The organism is Shewanella sp. Isolate7 (genome assembly GCF_022398425.1).
GTDB lineage: Bacteria > Pseudomonadota > Gammaproteobacteria > Enterobacterales > Shewanellaceae > Shewanella.
Genome location: NZ_JAKEVJ010000008.1, coordinates 1 through 18262, shown reverse-complemented (window position 1 = coordinate 18262; position 18262 = coordinate 1). Strand labels below are relative to the sequence as shown.

Sequence of the window (18262 nt, the reverse complement as noted above, 5' to 3'; positions counted from 1 at the left end):
TAGGCTGTTTTTCTTTGTATCGAACAATTTTTGCAGGAGAGATGACAACAATAGATGGGCGATAACCTCGCTATCCAGGTTGTGATTAGGCTTGGTGGCGAGCCTTTTGTAATGTATTTAAGTGGTTTGAGTCCTTGGTTAGGCGCCTTTGGTGCAAGGCTGTCACTTACCGGTTTGTTAACATCTCAGTGTCTTGGTGGGTGATATCAAGGCGTTTCTTTTGGTTTCTCCTCTAGGTTGACCGCATTTCGCCAAGAGTGTGTAAAAGTAATGTGAGCGCCACACTTTCCTGTGAGAGGTTGGCGCAATTAGCGTGTATCTTATTGTTTGTCAATCTGTTTGTAGTGTAAACAATTGATTTTAAATGTATTTTGTTTTGTTTGTATGTCGCCTCATTGCTATCTGTTTTGAGTTTTCCTCTTTGTCGCTTTCTAAGGCGGGTGTTCGTTTGCGTTTGCCTGTTATCCATTAATTAAATCTTATCGACTTTGTTATCGGGATCACATCTTGTTGCAAAATGTTCACATTTAGCCCCCTGAACTTGATCGCAATGTGAGGCCGCTCTCATTAAGTGCGAAAAAGAAAAATTAGAGCAAAGACTCTAGTTTGGGGTAGTTGCTCTATAAGTTGTTCAGGTTAGCGTCGATGTAAGCGTCAGCCTGAATCAAGTTAACTCAGGAGGCGTTATGGACATACCTGTCTGGCAATATGTTGTTTCGATGAGCGGATACATAGTGTTCTTGCTCGTGTTGGTGGAGGGCATGCGCCGTACACCTCGATTAACGGCAGCCTTTTGGCTGTTGTCATTACTGACCGCGCCCTTATGGGCGGATAACCTCGACGGCTGGTTCCGTTGGGCGAAAACCGTGAGTGTGCTGATCCCTACCGCTATCGTGGTGGGCGGCGCTCGCATCGCTTATCTCTACTACGACAATCCTAATAGGGTGCTGGCGTTCTTCAGGGGTGACTGGGTACTCAAGGTGTTGTACGCCGTGTTGTTCCTCAACATTGCCGAGGCAACGGCTAAAGACTTTGTGACCGCTAATTACTTCAATGCTATCTGTGGTGTGATTCTGTGTATCACCATTCCGTTCCCTCGCTACAAGAACGGCCAGCGCATGTATTGGGTGATTGGTCGAGACAAGCCCAATGATCTCTTGTTCTATTCGACTGCGGCATGGAACTTCCTCTACACCACATGGAACCTGGCCTTCGTGTTTGGTGAGAACCCAGGCTACTTCGCCAGCTCCTTCTGTATCTTAATGGCGGCAGAGCTGTATCCCATCATCAAGGGGCGCCCCGAGCTCTACATCATCGCTCGAGTGTACACCTTAGCCTTCCACATTCTGGTTCGCGCCAATGCCGACATCTTCACGCCTGTGATGGATTCGACCAGCTGGGCCAACGACACAATGCTCTGGGTGTGGGGCGCGATCAACCTGTGTCTGCACGTTCCATTTGCCATCTGGTACTTCAATAAGCAACGCACTAGCCCAACAGGCGAGCCGCCTACCGGGAACAACGAGCCGCCGATGCTGAATGAGTACTACAAAGATACGCCGGAAAAACAGCAACAACTAACCACGGCTTAAGACCTTAGGGCGCCGCAAGGTGGCGCCCCTCATCTAAGCATCACGATTGAGAGAGTGAAATTATGAAACTCAGGGTGAAACAGATATTTAGCACTATGTTTGCCATGTTACTGATGCTATGCAGCTCAGTTAGCTACGCAGACGACGCGTTAGATGCGACATCGCATCTGGACAATATTCAGGGGCAGGTTTGGCAGGGAACGCGAGACGGTAAGCCGGGTGAAGGCAGCCTGTTCTATCGCCTCGAATTTGGCAGCGATGATACGGTTCAGGTCATTAAGCAGTCGGGTGGCTTTAACCATAGCGAAATTCAGCACTGGGCATTGTCGGGTCATGACCTGACGATCACCAGTCAGCCAGGCGCCTTGATCACCGACTTCGATGGCGCAAAGATCAGCTTCGTAGAAGCCGAGACCATGCGTTTTAGCCTGGATGGCGATGGCTTTAACATCCACAAGTGGTATCAAAACCGCGCCTTCGGACACGTGCTTTTGGTGCTGATTGGTTTGATGCTGCTCAACGAGCTATGCCGCCGCTTCAAGTACAGCAACTACCTGCTGTGGTTTATTCTGCCCATCGTATTGATTCCATTATGGTCCAGCTATGGTGTGACCTATTGGTTCAAGTGGGTCAAGCTCTATTCTGTGGTGGGCGCCGCCGCGCTATTTACCTTGATCCGCTTTACCAAGATAGGGGATATGAAGTGGGCCAAGTTTGGCGCGGCCGCCTTCCTCGCCATCAACATTTCAGAAGCCGTTATGCAGGATTTTAGTATGGGTAACCTCGCTAACATCCTCAACGCCATTGGCGGTGTGTTGTCCATCATCACGCTGGCGGGCTGGGCGCAAATCTTTGCCGACAAGTCTAAGCAGCAAGACATGATCTGGCCCGCCATGACCACCTTCTGGATCATTGCCTACGACGTTTGGAACATCGTCTTCGTTTACCTCAACTTCCCGGGTTCAGCTACGGCGCAGATGATGGTGTTGATCGCCGCGACACTGCCCGCGCTGTTCATCAAGAAGGGTACCTGGTTGCAGGCGCGTGCTTTCACGCTGGCTGGCTCCTTCATGTATTACTTCAGCTGCCCATTCATGTACGAGAGCAATGTGGTGCCAATGCTACGTAACGATGAACTCATGCTCGCCGCCGGGCTGGCAAGTTTCGTGATTAACAGTGCATATGCCTATGTCTTCTTTACTGGCAAGTGGAAGCGTCGTCAGGCACTAGCTGCGGCAAGTTAACCGCCGTAATGCGACAAGTGATTAAAACCGATTTTTATAACAAATAGATCAAATGATGACGATGGAGTCAATTATGAAAAAGCATCTTTTAAGTGTTGCGGTTGTAGCGTCAATGACTTGTGGTTTCAGCGCGATGGCGGCAGATGATGCCGATATCGATATGTCTAACCCAACGGATGTGTATACCTCCCTGGGGGCTTCCTATGGTAGTGAAGGTGCAAATTTTAAGGCGCAGTTGATGCTGTCTGAAAAGACGGCCACCTCGGGACAAAAAACAGGGGTGATCTTCGAGGCGAAAAACATCTTCAATGAGGGAGACAAGACGCTGCAGTTTACAGGCATGGTGGCTCACCCTGATTACGGCATGATCCCAACCTTTAACGACGAGACCAGCAAGCGTTCATATCGTATGCGCTACGGCACCATTAACACGACCAACGGCACAGGCTGGTCGAGCGATGCCATCCTGGCGGATCATCCCTTCTACGGCAACATGGCGGTGATCCAGGCGGGTCCCGTGATGACGATTCCAGTGACAGACAGCTTCTATATCTGGCCGATTCTCTATGCCGGCGCCGTGGTAGTTGAAGATAACATGTCGCAGATCTTGCCGCCTGATATGGCCGCTAGCACCGCGGTATCGAGCAGTGGCATCGATGTGCCGTCACTCATTCTGACCGGCATGGTTTACGCCCGTTATGCCTTTAACGATCACTGGTGGACCCTGGTGAGCGCCTCTTATACCGATGAGATTCAGGGTAAGGGCTGGAGCGATGACATCATGGATGGCGGATTACAAATGGCCAGTTTCAATGGTGAAATTTCGGTGGCCTATCAGATGAATAAGCGTCAAAACATTCGTGTGAACTTTAAGACGGACAATAGCGACAGCACGGATGACAGCTACTGGATCGAGTACAACCACGCATTCTAGCTGGTGCCCTTTGCGCTAGCGTTTTGCTCCCCAGTTCGGCGCTAGTGCCTTTTTATTATGTCGTGTGCGGAAGGCTCGCTATGAGCGGCCTAGCCGCCCGCCACGGCTTGGAATTCGATGGGGTCACAAATGAAAAAACAGAGTTTATTATTGGCGAGTGTGCTGTTGTTGAGCACCTCAGCAGTGTCGGCAGTCGAGGTGGCGGGGGTCGATGTTGCCGACACCATGACCTCTCAGGAGCAGGTGCTGCAACTTAATGGTGCAGGTGTTCGCAGTAAGTTCTTCATGGATCTCTATGTGGGGTCCCTCTATACGGTTGCTCCTACCGAGCAGGCCGCCAATGTGGTCGATGGCGAACAAATTTCCGCGATTCGACTCAACATCACCTCGGGCATGATCACCTCAGAGAAGATGACCGAGGCGATGCATGATGGCTTCGATCGCGCGACCGATGGAGACACCAGCGCCATTGCCGATAGCATCAAGTCCTTTATTGCAACCTTTGCCGAGCCGATCAAAGAGGGTGATCAATTTACCTTGGTGAGCGTGCCGGGTACTGGGATTGTTAGCTATAAAAATGGTCAGCAGCTGTCGGTGACCAGTGGTGAAGATTTCCGTAAGGCCGTGCTCGCGATTTGGTTGGGTGACAATCCGACGGATAAAGGGCTAGGGAAGGTGCGAATAAGTCCCGTGCTTGCTCTGCGTGTGCTTAAAGTGGATAGATGCTAGGCACAGTTTGCAGCGAATGGCCCTAGTCCTTCGCAAGAACTGTAACGCAGCAAATACCGCTGTAAGCCTCGCCCTGCGGGGCTTTGATAGCAACACCATATCGGCGTTATTCAACTTCAGCAGGCCTCGGCATGCCCTCAGTTGAATGCCTTGAACTGTCGCTGCTATCAAAGCCAGAGCTGTGCGACGACTTGTTCGCACCTTCCCTAAAGAAAGAGATGCTTAAAGGGTAAGTTTTAAGTCGGCCTGTTGCGGTCAGCATTTGATGTGCCATCAGACTTGCCTCTAGCAAAAGAGCCAGTGTCGATGAGCCACTCCTGTTCACCCGGTGGTTGCAATGCAACGTCATGCTGATTAGCGACAGGCTGGCTTAACTCGAGCCTGAGTCCTAACGTGGCAGGAGCGCAAAGCCTATGACCCCTCTCGCTATCTGGCGCAAGTTGTTTTTCCCAAAGCGCCATTGCTGGAATGATGATCAAGTTCGTTTAGTCGACACCCTGTTGTTCTTCACGCTGCTTTGCCTATTTACCGGGTTATATAGCCTGATGAAGTGGGCCCAGCAGCCCCATACCCTGTTGATGATCACCTCGATGATCTTAATCTCCGTCGAGGTGATCGCCGCCGCGACGATTCGCTTTCTGCGGCAGATAAATCTGGCGTTAAACCTGGGCTTCTTTGGCATGGTGTTGCATGCCCTCAATGTTATTTATCAGGGAGGTGGCATACTCACCTCCAGCCAGAGCCTCTGGGTCGCGGTGTTGATTATCGCCTTCTATCTCACCGGCAATTTAGTCATGGCGACCCTTTGGAGTCTGGTCGTTATCGCCCTGTCGGCCGTGATGGTGCAGCAGGGATTGCAGCAGCAGATAGTGGTGACCATAGCTTTGTCTGAAGCCGGGGAGGCCATAGATGCCTAGAGTGGCATGATACTCCCGCTTGTGGTCATAGTCGTCGCACAGGGTTATAGCTGCGCGGCACGATTTAAGGCCAATCAGGCGCAGGCCGAAGCCCAGCAAAATATGCAGTCGAGCGCCGCCAAGGCGCAGGCGGGCGAGCAGCGCCTCGGGCAGGTGCTGACTCAGGCCAGTGAGGATGCCTCGGCCCTGTCGGGCGTCGCCACCGCGCTGGACACCCAGGCGTTGACACTTCATCGGCAGGTGACTCAGCTTAATGTGAACTGTGAATCTCAGGCCAGTGCGGCCGAGCAGATGAGTCAGCAAGTATCGCAGATGACCCAAGACATGCGTCAATCTGAACAGTTTATGGAGGAGCTAAAGGGGCGCTGCCAATCTATCGATCGCCGGGCGGCCAATAGCGCCCAATCCTTAGAGGCGTCGACCAATGCGATTGCGGCGATACTGAAAAGCAATCAGGAGATCGTCTCGGTCGCCGATCTCATTACCTCAGTGGCGGAGCAAACGAATCTACTGGCGCTAAACGCGGCAATTGAGGCGGCCAGGGCCGGCGAGTATGGACGAGGCTTTGCCGTGGTGGCGGAACAAGTCAGGGAGCTGTCGGCTAAGAGTAACCGCTCTGCGATAGAGATACGTCAGCTGCTCGGCAACAGCCGTGACGAGGTGATTCAAGGACAAAGAGTGATAGAGCAGAGTGCGGAGGAGCTGACGCAGATCATCGACCAGATTGCCAGTGTGGTCCATGACGTTAATCAACTGGCGGGGTTAATGACCCTGCAAGGAGAGGCGCTTACGCAGCTAAACAGTGCCAGTAGCGAAGTGGCCAGCAGTGTGGTGGGCACTAACCAAGTATCCGAATCGGTTGCTATTGAGGGCGAGCAGTTGGCCAGGCGGGTTGAGCAGCTGCAGGCGTTAGCCAATAGCCTGACTAAGGTTGTTCACTGCCAGGCGGATTAGCATCTAAGGGTAGGGATGACCTACCCTAATCGCTAACTTTCAGTAGAAATCGCCCCCCATGGCGCGTTTGAGGGCCGCCTCTTCGAGTAACTCTTCCAGGCGACGTTTGACTTCGCGTCTGTGTTGCAGCTCACAGGCGGCCTTAGGGTTTTTGGGTGCTGTGATCGCTTCGATTTCAGCATCGTTCGGAATAACATCGAGTAACTGAGCCATATTGAAATCCTCGTCAAATAAAGTGCTTGAGCACTCATTTGGTGCTGCTTAGCACTGAGCCGCTTTAACATAAAGTTAACTGAGTCAAAGCGTTAGCTAGTTTAGCGTCCTAAGGCCTGGGCACATTAGCGAGCGCTAATGAGAAAAATAGCAGGGGATTTTCAATTTTTGTTTGATCGAGTTAACACATTTGTATTTGTCGACTTTCTCGACAAAAGCTGAGAGGCTTGGTGAATGTGTGGATTTTAATTTATTGTTTTTAAACGGAATAATGGCAGAGCAATAGTGAGTTGCCAGCTAAATTAGCGGCAACTCATTTAAATTTAGATCACAAATCGAAACTATAGCTGTAGCCTACCACCACTTTCGGATCGTCACCGTCGAGGTCGGTATCGCTGACCAAGAAGGAGATGGTACCAAAGTCGGTCTCCTTATCCAGAGAGAGGGAGTAGTCGGCATAGTTGTCGGTATCGAACCAGGCGTTGACCACATCGCCGCTGGAGTAGCCATAGTGCGCCGAGAATGACAGGGTTTCCGACAGCGGAAAGCTGACACCTGCGTTGATGTAGCTGAGATCTTTCTCATCGAAAGGATCGGCTGCCACATCGCTATCGGCATTGACTACCTGTGAATAGGCGAGGCTAAACCACTTCCAGCTTAGGGCCAGGGTGACTTCACCGAAGTCTATGCTCGAACCGCTGTCGGGATAGGCGTAGTAGAGATAGCTGATGTCATAGCCAAAATCTTCCCCCACGCTGCCCGCATAGCCGCCGTAGAAGTCGATCTCGTAGCTGGTGTCGTCACCGAAATCCACATTAGAAGCCCATGTGCCTAAGTAGAGGCCGCTATCGTGTTCGAAGTCTATGCCGCCTTGAACCGCAGGTGCGTCTCCTGTCTGGGTGGCACCGCGCCACAAGTAGTTGGAGGTCGCACCAATGTTGCCCGTGACACTAGCGCTGGCAGGTAAGGCCACCATCAAGGTGCCCGCGAGTAGGCTTAGGGTTCGCAATGCTTGTTTCATACTCATTCCTTCTTATTGGTCTATGGGAGCGGCCTTGCCTGTTGTTATGAGTATTGTCAGGCCGCGTACAAGCTATAGCGAAGAGTGTGCCAAATATTTATTGGTTATTTTTCAATTGGTTATTATATTTGCGTCAGAGGTAGGCAAGCGGTTGATTAAAAATGAGGCAGAGCATGCACTAGGAAGGTGCATAAAAAAACCTCCATGGCGGAGGTTTTTCGACGGATTAAATACCGATTTAGTTTACGCTGTCTTTTAGCGTCTTACCGGCTTTAAACTTAGGTACTACAGCCGCTGGGATCTGAATTTCTTTGCCCGTCTGTGGGTTGCGGCCTGTACGTGCTGCACGGCTAGTGGTCTCGAAAGAACCAAAACCTACAATAGAGATTTTTTCGCCGTTCTTCATCGCTTCCGCTACCGTTTCTTCGAAAGACTTTAAGGCGCGAGCAGCTTCAGCTTTAGTGAGTTCAGCGCTTTCCGCTATTTTTGCAACAAGTTCAGTTTTATTCATTTGGATAGTCTCTTCTTTCCGTAGATTTAGTAATACCAATTACATTAGATACTTGCAATTGCTGGACTTAACATGCCACAAGCATCCCTATAATGAAAGCGGTTTTATGCGCCCAAAGGGTGCTTTCAGTCAAATTCAGTAAAAATTTACCTTAGTGGCAGCAAAAAGCGGCCGATATTTCCCACTCTTGGCTTGAAAGGCTCACCAGACAAGGCTTGGGCCTTATTTGGCCGATTTGCCTGGGGGATTATTTAAGCCTCGCGCTTATCGCTCGTTTGCGCCGCTTGTGGCAGATACTGTTTCATGCTCTTAGAGAAAGCCATATACCACTGAAAACTCAAGAGTATGGTGACCACCAGGGCGATAGCCCAGATAGGCAGCTCCTGTCCATGCACCACCACCTTAACGTCTTCAGGGGTGATCTGATAGGCGATCACCGCCGTGGCTCCAAGCGCCGTGAACCCCAGGGTTTGTATGCCAATATAGATCTTCAGCACCAGGCTAGCCCAGTTGGTGCGTGCGATCAGCCCGATCAGCACAGGGATCACGCCCAGGGTAAAGAGATCCAGTTTCTGGCTGTCTAACGCGCGCCAGCCGGCGAGAATGGCGATAACGATATAGAGGGCGATCAGTAGCAGTATGCTGGGAGTCGGTCGGTTCATCTTGGCTCTTGGGTGAATGATTTGCCCCGCAGTGTAGAAAAATGGTGCAACTTAGTCCAATGCTTTGCCTAATTTGCCTGTCTATGCTGCTCAGCGTTGCCGGTTAGGGTAAGATGTGGCGGACTTAGATAGCGTGAGAACCCCATGACAGAGAGTGAATTTTGGCAGTTAGTGACCCGCAGCGAACCTCTGCAGGATCAGGAAAGCCTGGCAGCCGAGCTTAAGGCCAAGCTGACCGAGTTGAGTAACCAGGAGCTGGCGGCCTTCGATAAGCTGTTTTCCCAGCAGATGCGCAGGGCCTATCTCTGGTCGCTCTGGGGGGCGGCTTATATCGTCACGGGCTGCGACAGCGAGTATGGTTTTGCCGAGTTTCGTGCTTTCTTAATCTCACTGGGCCAGCAGTGGTTCGAGCGGATACTGCTGGAGCCAGATGCCTTGGCGCAGCTGCCAGCCTGGCCGGAGAAGGACGGCTATGCCTATCCCTTCGTGGAAGATTACGATCTGCTTGCCGGGCAGATCTATGAGGATCGCACCGGCGAGGAGTTGCCCTTTGTGCCTTCTGGCCAGGCGACGCCTCAGGGGAAGAAGTTTTCGCACAAGAAAAAACAGCTGAAGGCGACTTACCCCCAGCTGTTTCAGTTGTTTCCCTTTTAGCGGCGTCTCGGCGAGTCAGGTTTAGAAGCAGACCTGGCTGTCGTTGTCGAACTGTAGCTCATGTTCGGCGCAGGCGTCTTCCATAAAGGCTTCCTCGGCCTGGTCAAGCTGGTTGTCCAGCTCTGCCTGGAAGCTGTCGAGCCTCTGGTTGTCGCTCGCTTCTTGCTGTTTATCCAGAATCTGGAAGTGTTTTGCTACCGCGGCGCGTTCGCTGTCGGTCAGTTCATTGGCGTTAACGCCCGAGATAAAGGCGAAACCAAGGATTAGCGAGGCCAATAGGGCGAATTTCCCTGAGAATCTTGTGCGGGTGGGTTGGCTCATTGTCATAGCTCCTGTCAGTATCTTAAATTCGATTGCCGCTGACCGGGCCATGCTGCGCCCTGTTGTGCGTTTGCAGACTGGCCCTGCGGTTTAATTGATGCCTATGTTAATGACAATTGCTTGAACAGGAACTGAATAAAAAACCAACAGCTGTAGTTGGTCTGCGGATCTCTGGAGAAAAGGGAGCCGACTTACTCCTGATTCTTCATGGTCTCGCACTGAAAGCCCTGACGGCTGTTGTCGAAGCGGCACCTTAGTCCACACTCCCACAAGACATCGCCAAGCGCCTTAGCCTGTTCGGTGGCGAAGGTCTTACAGCTTTCATAGTCCTCGAAGTCATCGGTTTTCTTGTAGCGGCCCGAGTTGTAACCGTGGGCATAGACGAAGGCCGACCAGGTCTCTGGCGTTTGCTGGGTCTCTTCTGCGGTGATCCAATAGAGGGCGCTTGCCAACAGCGAGAAGATAATGACGACGAACAGCAGAGCGGATCGATTTTGCATGATTTACCTTAGTAGACTTGCCGAGTCTGAGAGTCTACCTCAGGGGTGCAGCAAATTGATACAAAGGCTGCCAAAAACTGTGGGCCCGGGAGAAAAGGGTTAATCGTGATTGTCCAATAGGTAAAAAGGCGGCGAAAAGGTTCGCCAGTGTTTTACATTAAGCCTATATTCAGGTTAGCTTTTGTACACTCAGTGTTGTAACAAGACTCAATAGGTGTCCCAAGCTTGGGCGATTAAGGAGGCAAAATATGAAGTTTCAATCTCTACTCCTGGTGGGGGCGCTGGTGTCGCTAAACCTTGCCGCCGAAGAAGCCAAGGAGAACCCGGTCACCGAGGCCGGAGTGGTGAAGATCTCTTGGCAGGATGTGGACAGCTATCGTGACGTGAAGGCGGTAGGCGATATTCAATCTCGCTACGAACTGCGTGTGTTCGAGACCCTGACGAAGAATCTCAACAAGGCGGCCGAGAAGACGCTCAAGCCCAACCAGAAACTGGAGCTGGTGGTGACAGATGTGGATCTGGCCGGCGACGTGCGTCCTACCTTTGGTGCGACCCCAAACGATATCCGAGTGGTCAAAGACATCTATCCGCCGCGCATGACCTTTAGTTATCAGGTACTCGACGGTGAGCAGGTGGTGATTGCCGGCGACGAGAAACTCAGAGACATGAGTTTCATGCACACCACGGGTACCATGAATGACAAGCCGCTGAGATATGAGTCTAAGATGCTCAGCGATTGGTTGAAGAAGACGGTGGAGCCCAAGCTTTAAGGCTGGGCTGTCCCTTAAGCTAACTTAAGCGGCCGATACATAGCAATTGCCCCGCCATTGGGCGCGGGCGTAAACAGGCTAAAGCCATTCAATGCGGCTTTGGCCTGTTTTTTTGCCGCCGCGCTATAGGCCGACAGCTCCTGCTCGTCGCAGTAACGCGTCACCTCTGGCGGTAGCAGGCCGACACATAGGCTGATCAGGGGATGAGTCACCCTCTGTCCCTGTCTGTCTTCGGCCATCACACTCTGGGCCAGCCAGTCGTCGGGACTGTAGAAGGCCTCCCTAGCTTGGTTGAAGCTGAGGAGCAGGCGACGACACTCATCGACGATCGCCTGGCTAGTGTCTATCACCACAAAATCATCGCCGCCGACATGACCGACAAAATGGTCGGCGCCCAGTTGCTGCTGCAAACGCTTTGCCAGGGATTGGATCACCTCATCTCCCCGGCAGAAGCCGTAGAGATCGTTATAAGGCTTGAAGTGGCACAGATCGAAGTAGGCCAGGTAGAAGGCTCTGCCTTGCTGGCGTAGGCGTTGCAGCTCCTCCTGGATGGGGATGTTACCAGGTAAGCCGCTCAGTGGATTGGCGTGGCGGGCCATCTTGATCCGCTGCTCGGTGATCTGTTGCAGCAGATCTTTGGTGTGGCCTATCCCCAGCAGTTGCTGGCCGCGCATCACCAAGAAATGTTGCGCCACAGTGCCATGTTCGGCGGTCAGGCATTGACTCACCTCGGAGATCGGCATGCAGGCGGGTACTTTCAGCACCTTGTCGTTCATTACCTCAGCCACAGGGCTGTTCTCGTGTAGGGCGCGGCCATAAGGCGTGCTGAACAGCTCCATCAACTGCGCCCTGTCGACCACGCCCAGTGGCAGCTGCTTGGCATCGACGATGGCGACTACCTGCAGATGAGGCGAGCGGGCGAAGCGGGCGCTCAGCGCCTTTAGCTTGGTCTGTGGGGAGACGCATATGGTACGGGTGGACAGGCTTTCGGCCGATTCGGCGTAGCGGGTCTGGCGTTGGCGGGTGTCCTGGGGCGCCATCGCCGCCAGGGTCTGCGTCGGTTGTGTCTGGGGACGCCCCAAAAGGTAGCCCTGGCAATAGACTATCCCCAATTGGGTCAGCAGGGCCAACTCGGCCTGTGTCTCTATGCCTTCGGCGATCACCTTACAACTCAGACTCTGACAGAGATCTATGATGGAGCGGACAAACTCCTGCTTCACCGGCGATTGGTCGATTTGGTGGATGAAGTGGCGGTCGATTTTGACATAGTCTGGCGCCAGTTCTGACCAGAGCCTCAATCCCGAATAGCCTGTACCCAGATCGTCGATGGCGGTCAGGAAGCCCTGGCTGCGGTAGTGGTTGAGGCACTCCTTGAGCAGGTCGATATCATCGGCGGGGTATTGCTCCGACAGCTCTATCACTATCTGATCCGGCGACAGCCCAAGCTCCTGCACCAAACTTAAGGTGAGTCCCTTGGCGTGGCTGGGTTCCAACAGGGCCTTTGGCGAGATGTTGATAAACAGCTTGCCCGGCAATTCGCGGGCGTCAAATTGCCTGATGGAGTGACGACGGCAGATCTCTTCCAGCTGTGACAGACGCCCCTCATGGGCAGCGGTCTGAAACAGGGGCACAGGAGAGAAGAGGGCGCTATGCTCTGGACCTCGACTCAGGGCCTCGAAGCCGTGCAGCTTATTGCTTGCGATGTTGAAGATGGGCTGAAACAGTACATGGATCTTCTCATGCTCGATGATTTTATCCAGTTCACTGCTCAGGTCGATTGCTGTCATCTAAGGAAGGTGCGAACAAGTCGTCGCACAGCTCTGGCTTTGACAGCAGCGACAGTTCAAGGCATTCAACTGAGGCATGCCGAGGCCTGATGAAGTTGAATAACGCCGAAATGGTGTTGCTATCAAAGCCCCGCAGGGCGAGGCTTACAGCGGTATTTTCTAGGTTACAGTTCTTGCGAAGGACTAGGGCCATTCGCTGCAAACTGTGCCTTGCATCTATCCACTTTTAGCACACGCAGAGCAAGCACGGGACTTATTCGCACCTTCCCTAAGTCCGCCTCCTACGAAAAGTAGGGCGATTCTAGGACCAGCCCATGACAGCAATATGACACTAAAGTATGAGGTTACCCGCTCATTCAGTTGCTTTAGTTACTTGGCCTGGCTTTTAAACGCCTGCAGGGTCTGCAGCAGCACCCCGAGTTTACGCACGAAAGTTTCAAGCGCCGGCGCCAGGCCATCGCCTTGGCTAGGCAGCTTGGTCATGTCGTCGGCCAGCTCCTGTACATAGGGGCCGAAGCGGTTGCTGCGCGCGCTAAAGCCTTCTTCCTGGGTGAAGATGGTGGTGAACTTGCCGTGGCCGGCCTTCTTTAACTCATCCAGTTTGGCATCGGCGTCGATGGCCTGGCGATAGGCCAGCTGCAAGTTCTCTTTAAGTTGCTCAATGAGGTGACTATGTGGCATAACTGCCTCGTGTTGAAAAATTTAGCCGAATTATAAGGGGCAAGCCTGATGGCAACAAGTCGACCGCGTTTATTCACCATAGGGATTTTATTACTGACAGGGATCATGTCACTCGGCGCGATGGCCGCGAGCGACGACAAACCGCCCTTCTATAAGCTCAGTTATCAAGGCAAACAGACCTATCTGTTGGGATCCATTCACATCGGTCAGGCCGATTTTTATCCCATGGCTGAGCAGATAGAAACGGCCTTCGCCAAGTCGGGAGCCCTGGCGGTCGAGGCCGATACCAGCAAGGCAGACATCATGGGATTGATCCGCAAATATGGCCTGACTCAGATGGCGGCAGATGCCAAGACCCAGGCACGCCTGGCTGAATATTGCCGTAGCCGCAGCGAGATCTGCACCCCAATGCAAGCCTATGCGCCCTGGATGCAGGCGATGCAGTTTAGCGTGATGCGTTTTGCGTCCCTGGGCTACCAGGCGCAGTGGGGCGTAGACCAGGTGCTGCAGAGCAAGAATGGTGAGCGTCCCGTGATTGAACTGGAGAGTACCGAATTTCAGTTTGAGCTGATGGCCTCGTTCAGTCCTAAGCTCCAGTGGGAGATGGTGCTCGAGGCGATCGATGCCCCTGACGAGGAGATGGAGCAGCTGGTAAGCGCCTGGCGCAGCGGCGATGAGGCCGCCCTGGATGACTTGATGCAGGGACAGATGCTGCATGATGGCGATAAGGAGCTTATCGACAAGATGCTCTGGCAGCGCAACGAGCAGATGACCGCCAAGATCCGCGCCTTGATGATGCAGCAAGACGGCCCATCGCCGCTGTTTGTGGTGGTGGGTGCCGGCCATGTGGTGGGCGACAAGGGGATACCCGCCAAGTTTGCCGCCATTGAAGGGGCCAAGGTTCAAAACTGCTGGCAGACGGCCTGCAACTAATTACCTTTTTAAACTCGGCGCCACGCCTTAGGGCATCAATGTCTGCCGTTTAGCTATACTGTTAGGCAGGATAATACCAATCACAGTAAACATGTGATCAGAAATAGCGCAGGAAAAACGCTTGAGAACAAAGCAGGATTTTTAGATAAGTAGTTATTCTACAATTAAAAATACTAATACAGTTATCGAGCGTTTTAACAAGCTAGAATGATCAATTATTTATTACGATTGGTATAAATATTGGCCAAAATATCGATGGGCGCAAAGTCCATCGATGCAGGGAGGCAAGATGCAGGCAGAGGCGCCCCTTTACCCCGTTCGACCCGAGTTTGAGGCTATCCCCCGTCAGTGGGATACCCGCCACGACGCCGTGGTCGCCCGTGTCGATCCTGGTAACTTCTATGTCACCGCCCACGATGAGCTGATCTTCACCCGCCTGGGTTCTTGCGTCGCGGCCTGCATCTGGGACCCTCTGTTGGGGATAGGCGGTCTCAATCATTTCCTGCTGCCCGAGCGGCAACTCCATGAAGATTGGCACCAGCTAACCAGCTATACCTGCCGCTATGGTAACTGGGCCATGGAGCAGCTGATCAACAGCATATTGAACCTGGGTGGCATGCGCAGTCGTCTAAAGGCCAAGGTGTTTGGCGGTGCTCAGATGACCACGTCCAGCGTGCTGAACGTGGGCGAGTCCAACATCAGCTTCGTAAAAAACTACCTCAAGACAGAGGAGATAGAGATAGTGAGTGAAGATCTCGGTGGCCCCTGGCCGCGTAAGGTGTTGTTTCATCCCAATAGCGGCAAGGTCAAGCTGATGCGTCTGTCGCCGGAGCGGATCACTAAGATGATGAGCGAAGAGCAGCGCTATCTGAAACAGATAGTCACCGCTCAGGGCGAGAGCCAGGTGGAGCTGTTCGATTAGTGAGCTAGCTATCTTTGCCAACGGGTAATGAAGTGAACGTATCGCCCCAGGCCTATGTAGGCGGGGTGAGTCGAGTATTGCAGCTCCATCTCAAGCAGTTGGCTAAAATCGGCATTGGGGGGCTGGTGGGTCTTGAGATAATCGTGGATCACTCTAACGCCCGACTCCGATACCAGCTGCATCTGCCAATCTGTCACCCAGGCCCGCACATCCTCTATATACAGGGGATAACTAGGGGTCAGCCCCACCTTCTTCTTCACCTTAAAATCCGCCGCCACATAGTCGAAGTTGCCGGAGATCAGGCTGTGAAAGCGCATCGCCTCCTTGTTGTAAAACATGAGGGAGAACAGGCCCTGTGGTTTTAACAGCTGAGTGAGATCGGCCAGCGTCTGCCTGGCATCGCTGAGCCACTCGGCGACCGCGTGGCAGAGGATGAGGTCGAACTGGCCAAGACCGTCTCGGGTCAGAGATTGGATCGGCGCGTGCAGCAGTGTGATATCCAGTTTCTCGCCGCTGCTCTCCTCATAGACTGCAATCTGCGCCTTACCCAGAGCTAACATCTCGCTGGAGATATCGCACAGGGTGACGCTGTGACCCATCTTTGCCAGCTTCTGGCTGAAGAAGCCGAAGCCGCCGCCGGCATCCAAAATACGCAGAGGCCCCTCGGGCAGCTGAGTCAGGGCCTGGGAGAGATCTCGCCATAGCACGGCGGCGCGAACCTCGCCCTTAGGGGTACCGTAGATGTTTTTGGCAAATTTACCGGCTAATGCATCGAAGTTTTTGTCTTGCACTGAGTGAAGCCCATGGGAAAAGCTGACTGAAATTAGGAGGGCTATTTTGCCATAGGCACGGGCGGCGCGCATTAAACAGACTTAAGGTTTAGGTAAAAAGCGTGAATTTGGGGTATACTCGCGGGCTTGCAATTTTTAGGCTGAGTAAAGTGTGAAGGGTTTGGATAGCGTGAATAAAGAAATTTGTGTTGAACTTAAGGCGATGCCGTCGCTGTTATCGCTTTATCGCAAGATCTTTTTTGGCCGAAAGCCAGGCTGGGATGAGCAGCCATTGCCCCATGTTAAGGTGACCTGTCCACAGGTGACCGTGCGCAGTGACAAGGTCGCCCAATATGCCAAGGTGTGTGGCTTCGAGTTCGATGGCCAGCAGCTGCCCCTGACCTATCTCTATGTCATGGTGTTTCGTCTGCATGCCAGCATCTTTACCTTAGATGCAATTACCTTCCCCTTGCTGGGGATGATCCACCTCAAGAACAGCATTACCCGTTATCGCACCACGGGTGTCGATGAACGTTACGATCTCGAGTGTGAGTTGACCAGCAGCCAGATGACCGACTCTGGGCTGGAGTTTGAGCTGGTGTCTCGCGCCTTCGTCGGCGGCGAGCTGGTGTGGGAGTCGCTATCGACCTATCTCTATCGTATCGAGGGCAGCGGTAAGCGCGCCCGTCCACCTAAGGCGACCCCAATGAGCTGGTCTAATCCGGTAAGCTGGGAGCTGAGTGAAGATCTCGGCCGTCGCTATGCCAAGGCGTCGGGCGACTATAATCTGATCCACCTACATCCTGTGCTGTCCAAGCGTTTCGGTTTCGACCGCGTGTTGGCCCACGGCATGTGGTCTAAGGCGAGAAGTGTCGCCCAGCTGATGCCAGAGATCGGCGACAAGCCTTGTACCATAGAGGTGGCCTTTAAGTTACCCCTCTTGATGCCGGCTCAGGTGAGCTTCGATTTCGACACCGAGAGTGCCGAAGGCCTGATGTTCGAACTGCGCGACGTCAAGGGACGCAGACCTCATCTGACGGGACAGGTGAAGTTTCACGACTAAGTGTCAGGACCAAGTTTTACGACTAAGTCTTTTGCTCAAGTCTCAAACCTGAGCCTCATGCATTGAGTTAGAAATGATAAAGCCAGCGGATTGCTGGCTTTTTTGTTGCTGTCAATAGGCCCTAGGGCACGCTGTGGCCGGTGGCGGCCTGCCAGATGCTAAACCACTCTTGTCTGTCCAGTGTGATCTCGCTAGAAGCCACGGCGGCGCTGATGCGCGCCGGATTGCCGCTGCCTATGATGGGCTTTGGCTGGCTGGGGAGGGCCATCACCCAGGCATAGATGATCTGGCTGATATCGTCCGTGCCATGGTTGGCGGCTATCTGGCTCAGGGTCTTACGTAGCCTAACGGCTTGCTCGCTCTGGCTGTGGAAGATCTCACCGCCCCCGAGACAAGACCAGGCCATGGGAGGACAGCGATACTGCTGCGCCTGATCTAGGCTGCCATCACTCAGGGTATGCATGGCCATGGGAGAGATCTCTAGCTGGTTGGTCACCAAGGGGCGATCCAGGCGGGACTGCAGCAGGTCGAACTGGGCCGGGGTGAAGTTAGAGACGCCAAAGTGGCGCACCTTGCCGGTCTGATAGAGCTGTTCGAAGGCCTGGGCGACCTCATCGGCATTCATCAGGGGATCGGGCCTGTGAATGAGCAGCAGGTCTATCTCCTCTATCTGCAGCGCCTTAAGCGAGTTGTCGACGCTGGTGAGAATGTGTTGGTAGCCGGTGTCATAGTGATTGACGTAGCGCTCAGGCGTGGAGCCAAAGGCGGGCTTGATACCGCACTTAGTGACTATCTGGATCTGCTGTCGAAGCGAGGGCTCGAGGGCCAGGGCGCGGCCAAATAACGTCTCGCAGCTGTACTCGCCGTAGATGTCGGCATGATCCATACAGGTCACGCCCAGGCTGAGATAGTGCTGGATTAACGCCAGGGTTTGCTGCGGCGTCTGTTGCCAACTATCGAGGCGCCAGAAGCCGGCAATAAAGGGAGAGAATGTAAAGCTTTGCTGACTCATGGGCCGCTCCGTTTGGATTAATTTTTTCCATTAATAATCATTTTATTGATTTAGATTCATAAATCCTTAATT

General features: G+C 53.1%; 21 protein-coding genes. 11 read left to right on the top strand and 10 right to left on the bottom strand.

Annotated features, from left to right (window positions below; translation table 11 throughout):
* Window positions 1-686 precede the first annotated feature (686 nt).
* The 6 genes from L1D47_RS03020 (at window position 687) to L1D47_RS02995 (ending at window position 6370) form a co-directional block, all read left to right on the top strand.
* A complete protein-coding gene (locus L1D47_RS03020; RefSeq protein WP_239882509.1) occupies window positions 687-1592 on the top strand; it encodes a hypothetical protein in 906 nt (301 codons plus the stop codon).
* Window positions 1593-1654: 62 nt separating this feature from the next.
* Window positions 1655-2836: a DUF5692 family protein gene (locus tag L1D47_RS03015; RefSeq protein ID WP_239882508.1), complete on the top strand. Its 1182-nt coding sequence runs from the start codon at window positions 1655-1657 to the stop codon at window positions 2834-2836.
* Between the two features lie 73 nt (window positions 2837-2909).
* Window positions 2910-3770 (top strand): hypothetical protein, encoded by an 861-nt coding sequence (locus L1D47_RS03010; RefSeq protein ID WP_239882507.1) that lies wholly within the window; start codon window positions 2910-2912, stop codon window positions 3768-3770.
* Between the two features lie 129 nt (window positions 3771-3899).
* Window positions 3900-4499, top strand: coding sequence for a chalcone isomerase family protein (locus L1D47_RS03005; RefSeq protein ID WP_239882506.1), 600 nt, complete (start codon window positions 3900-3902; stop codon window positions 4497-4499).
* A 413-nt stretch (window positions 4500-4912) separates the two neighbouring features.
* Window positions 4913-5416 (top strand): hypothetical protein, encoded by a 504-nt coding sequence (locus L1D47_RS03000; RefSeq protein ID WP_239882505.1) that lies wholly within the window; start codon window positions 4913-4915, stop codon window positions 5414-5416.
* Window positions 5417-5422: 6 nt separating this feature from the next.
* Complete coding sequence (locus L1D47_RS02995; RefSeq protein ID WP_239882504.1) at window positions 5423-6370, top strand: methyl-accepting chemotaxis protein; 948 nt, start codon at window positions 5423-5425, stop codon at window positions 6368-6370.
* Window positions 6371-6409: 39 nt separating this feature from the next.
* Here the strand turns inward: L1D47_RS02995 and L1D47_RS02990 are convergent, their stop codons facing one another.
* The 4 genes from L1D47_RS02990 to L1D47_RS02975 all read right to left on the bottom strand — a co-directional run bounded on the left by L1D47_RS02990 (window position 6410) and on the right by L1D47_RS02975 (window position 8777).
* The gene (locus L1D47_RS02990) at window positions 6410-6583 is read right to left on the bottom strand and encodes a hypothetical protein (protein WP_011864234.1); all 174 of its coding nucleotides are present in this window, start codon (window positions 6581-6583) and stop codon (window positions 6410-6412) included.
* A gap of 328 nt (window positions 6584-6911) precedes the next feature.
* The gene (locus L1D47_RS02985; RefSeq protein WP_239882503.1) at window positions 6912-7604 is read right to left on the bottom strand and encodes a TorF family putative porin; all 693 of its coding nucleotides are present in this window, start codon (window positions 7602-7604) and stop codon (window positions 6912-6914) included.
* A 238-nt stretch (window positions 7605-7842) separates the two neighbouring features.
* Window positions 7843-8115, bottom strand: a complete 273-nt coding sequence (locus L1D47_RS02980; RefSeq protein ID WP_011864236.1) for an HU family DNA-binding protein — start codon at window positions 8113-8115, stop codon at window positions 7843-7845.
* A gap of 251 nt (window positions 8116-8366) precedes the next feature.
* Window positions 8367-8777: a hypothetical protein gene (locus L1D47_RS02975; protein WP_239882502.1), complete on the bottom strand. Its 411-nt coding sequence runs from the start codon at window positions 8775-8777 to the stop codon at window positions 8367-8369.
* Between the two features lie 144 nt (window positions 8778-8921).
* Here L1D47_RS02975 and L1D47_RS02970 point away from each other — a divergent pair, with 144 nt between their 5' ends.
* Window positions 8922-9431 carry a DUF4240 domain-containing protein gene (locus tag L1D47_RS02970; protein WP_239882501.1) on the top strand — a complete coding sequence of 170 codons (510 nt, stop codon included), beginning with the start codon at window positions 8922-8924 and terminating at the stop codon, window positions 9429-9431.
* A gap of 21 nt (window positions 9432-9452) precedes the next feature.
* Here the strand turns inward: L1D47_RS02970 and L1D47_RS02965 are convergent, their stop codons facing one another.
* Together L1D47_RS02965 and L1D47_RS02960 are read right to left on the bottom strand one after the other, a co-directional pair.
* Window positions 9453-9752: a hypothetical protein gene (locus L1D47_RS02965; protein WP_239882500.1), complete on the bottom strand. Its 300-nt coding sequence runs from the start codon at window positions 9750-9752 to the stop codon at window positions 9453-9455.
* Window positions 9753-9943: 191 nt separating this feature from the next.
* Window positions 9944-10252: a hypothetical protein gene (locus L1D47_RS02960; protein ID WP_239882499.1), complete on the bottom strand. Its 309-nt coding sequence runs from the start codon at window positions 10250-10252 to the stop codon at window positions 9944-9946.
* Window positions 10253-10500: 248 nt separating this feature from the next.
* Here L1D47_RS02960 and L1D47_RS02955 point away from each other — a divergent pair, with 248 nt between their 5' ends.
* Complete coding sequence (locus L1D47_RS02955) at window positions 10501-11022, top strand: DUF3016 domain-containing protein (protein WP_041510851.1); 522 nt, start codon at window positions 10501-10503, stop codon at window positions 11020-11022.
* 14 nt (window positions 11023-11036) lie between these two features.
* Here L1D47_RS02955 and L1D47_RS02950 read toward each other — a convergent pair whose 3' ends face one another.
* Together L1D47_RS02950 and L1D47_RS02945 are read right to left on the bottom strand one after the other, a co-directional pair.
* Window positions 11037-12809 carry a bifunctional diguanylate cyclase/phosphodiesterase gene (locus L1D47_RS02950; protein WP_239882498.1) on the bottom strand — a complete coding sequence of 591 codons (1773 nt, stop codon included), beginning with the start codon at window positions 12807-12809 and terminating at the stop codon, window positions 11037-11039.
* Between the two features lie 369 nt (window positions 12810-13178).
* The gene (locus L1D47_RS02945; protein ID WP_041510853.1) at window positions 13179-13490 is read right to left on the bottom strand and encodes a hypothetical protein; all 312 of its coding nucleotides are present in this window, start codon (window positions 13488-13490) and stop codon (window positions 13179-13181) included.
* Between the two features lie 48 nt (window positions 13491-13538).
* Between L1D47_RS02945 and L1D47_RS02940 the strand changes: the two genes are divergently transcribed.
* Both L1D47_RS02940 and L1D47_RS02935 read left to right on the top strand, forming a co-directional pair.
* Window positions 13539-14423 carry a TraB/GumN family protein gene (locus L1D47_RS02940; RefSeq protein ID WP_239882497.1) on the top strand — a complete coding sequence of 295 codons (885 nt, stop codon included), beginning with the start codon at window positions 13539-13541 and terminating at the stop codon, window positions 14421-14423.
* 289 nt (window positions 14424-14712) lie between these two features.
* Entirely contained in the window at window positions 14713-15345 is a 633-nt protein-coding gene (locus L1D47_RS02935) for a chemoreceptor glutamine deamidase CheD (RefSeq protein ID WP_239882496.1), read from the top strand.
* Window positions 15346-15353: 8 nt separating this feature from the next.
* Here the strand turns inward: L1D47_RS02935 and L1D47_RS02930 are convergent, their stop codons facing one another.
* Complete coding sequence (locus L1D47_RS02930; RefSeq protein WP_239882495.1) at window positions 15354-16136, bottom strand: methyltransferase; 783 nt, start codon at window positions 16134-16136, stop codon at window positions 15354-15356.
* A 202-nt stretch (window positions 16137-16338) separates the two neighbouring features.
* On the opposite strand from L1D47_RS02930, the gene L1D47_RS02925 reads away from it, so the two are divergent.
* Complete coding sequence (locus L1D47_RS02925) at window positions 16339-17178, top strand: MaoC/PaaZ C-terminal domain-containing protein (protein WP_239882564.1); 840 nt, start codon at window positions 16339-16341, stop codon at window positions 17176-17178.
* Between the two features lie 121 nt (window positions 17179-17299).
* Here the strand turns inward: L1D47_RS02925 and L1D47_RS02920 are convergent, their stop codons facing one another.
* Window positions 17300-18190, bottom strand: a complete 891-nt coding sequence (locus tag L1D47_RS02920) for an aldo/keto reductase (RefSeq protein ID WP_239882494.1) — start codon at window positions 18188-18190, stop codon at window positions 17300-17302.
* Window positions 18191-18262: the final 72 nt, after the last annotated feature.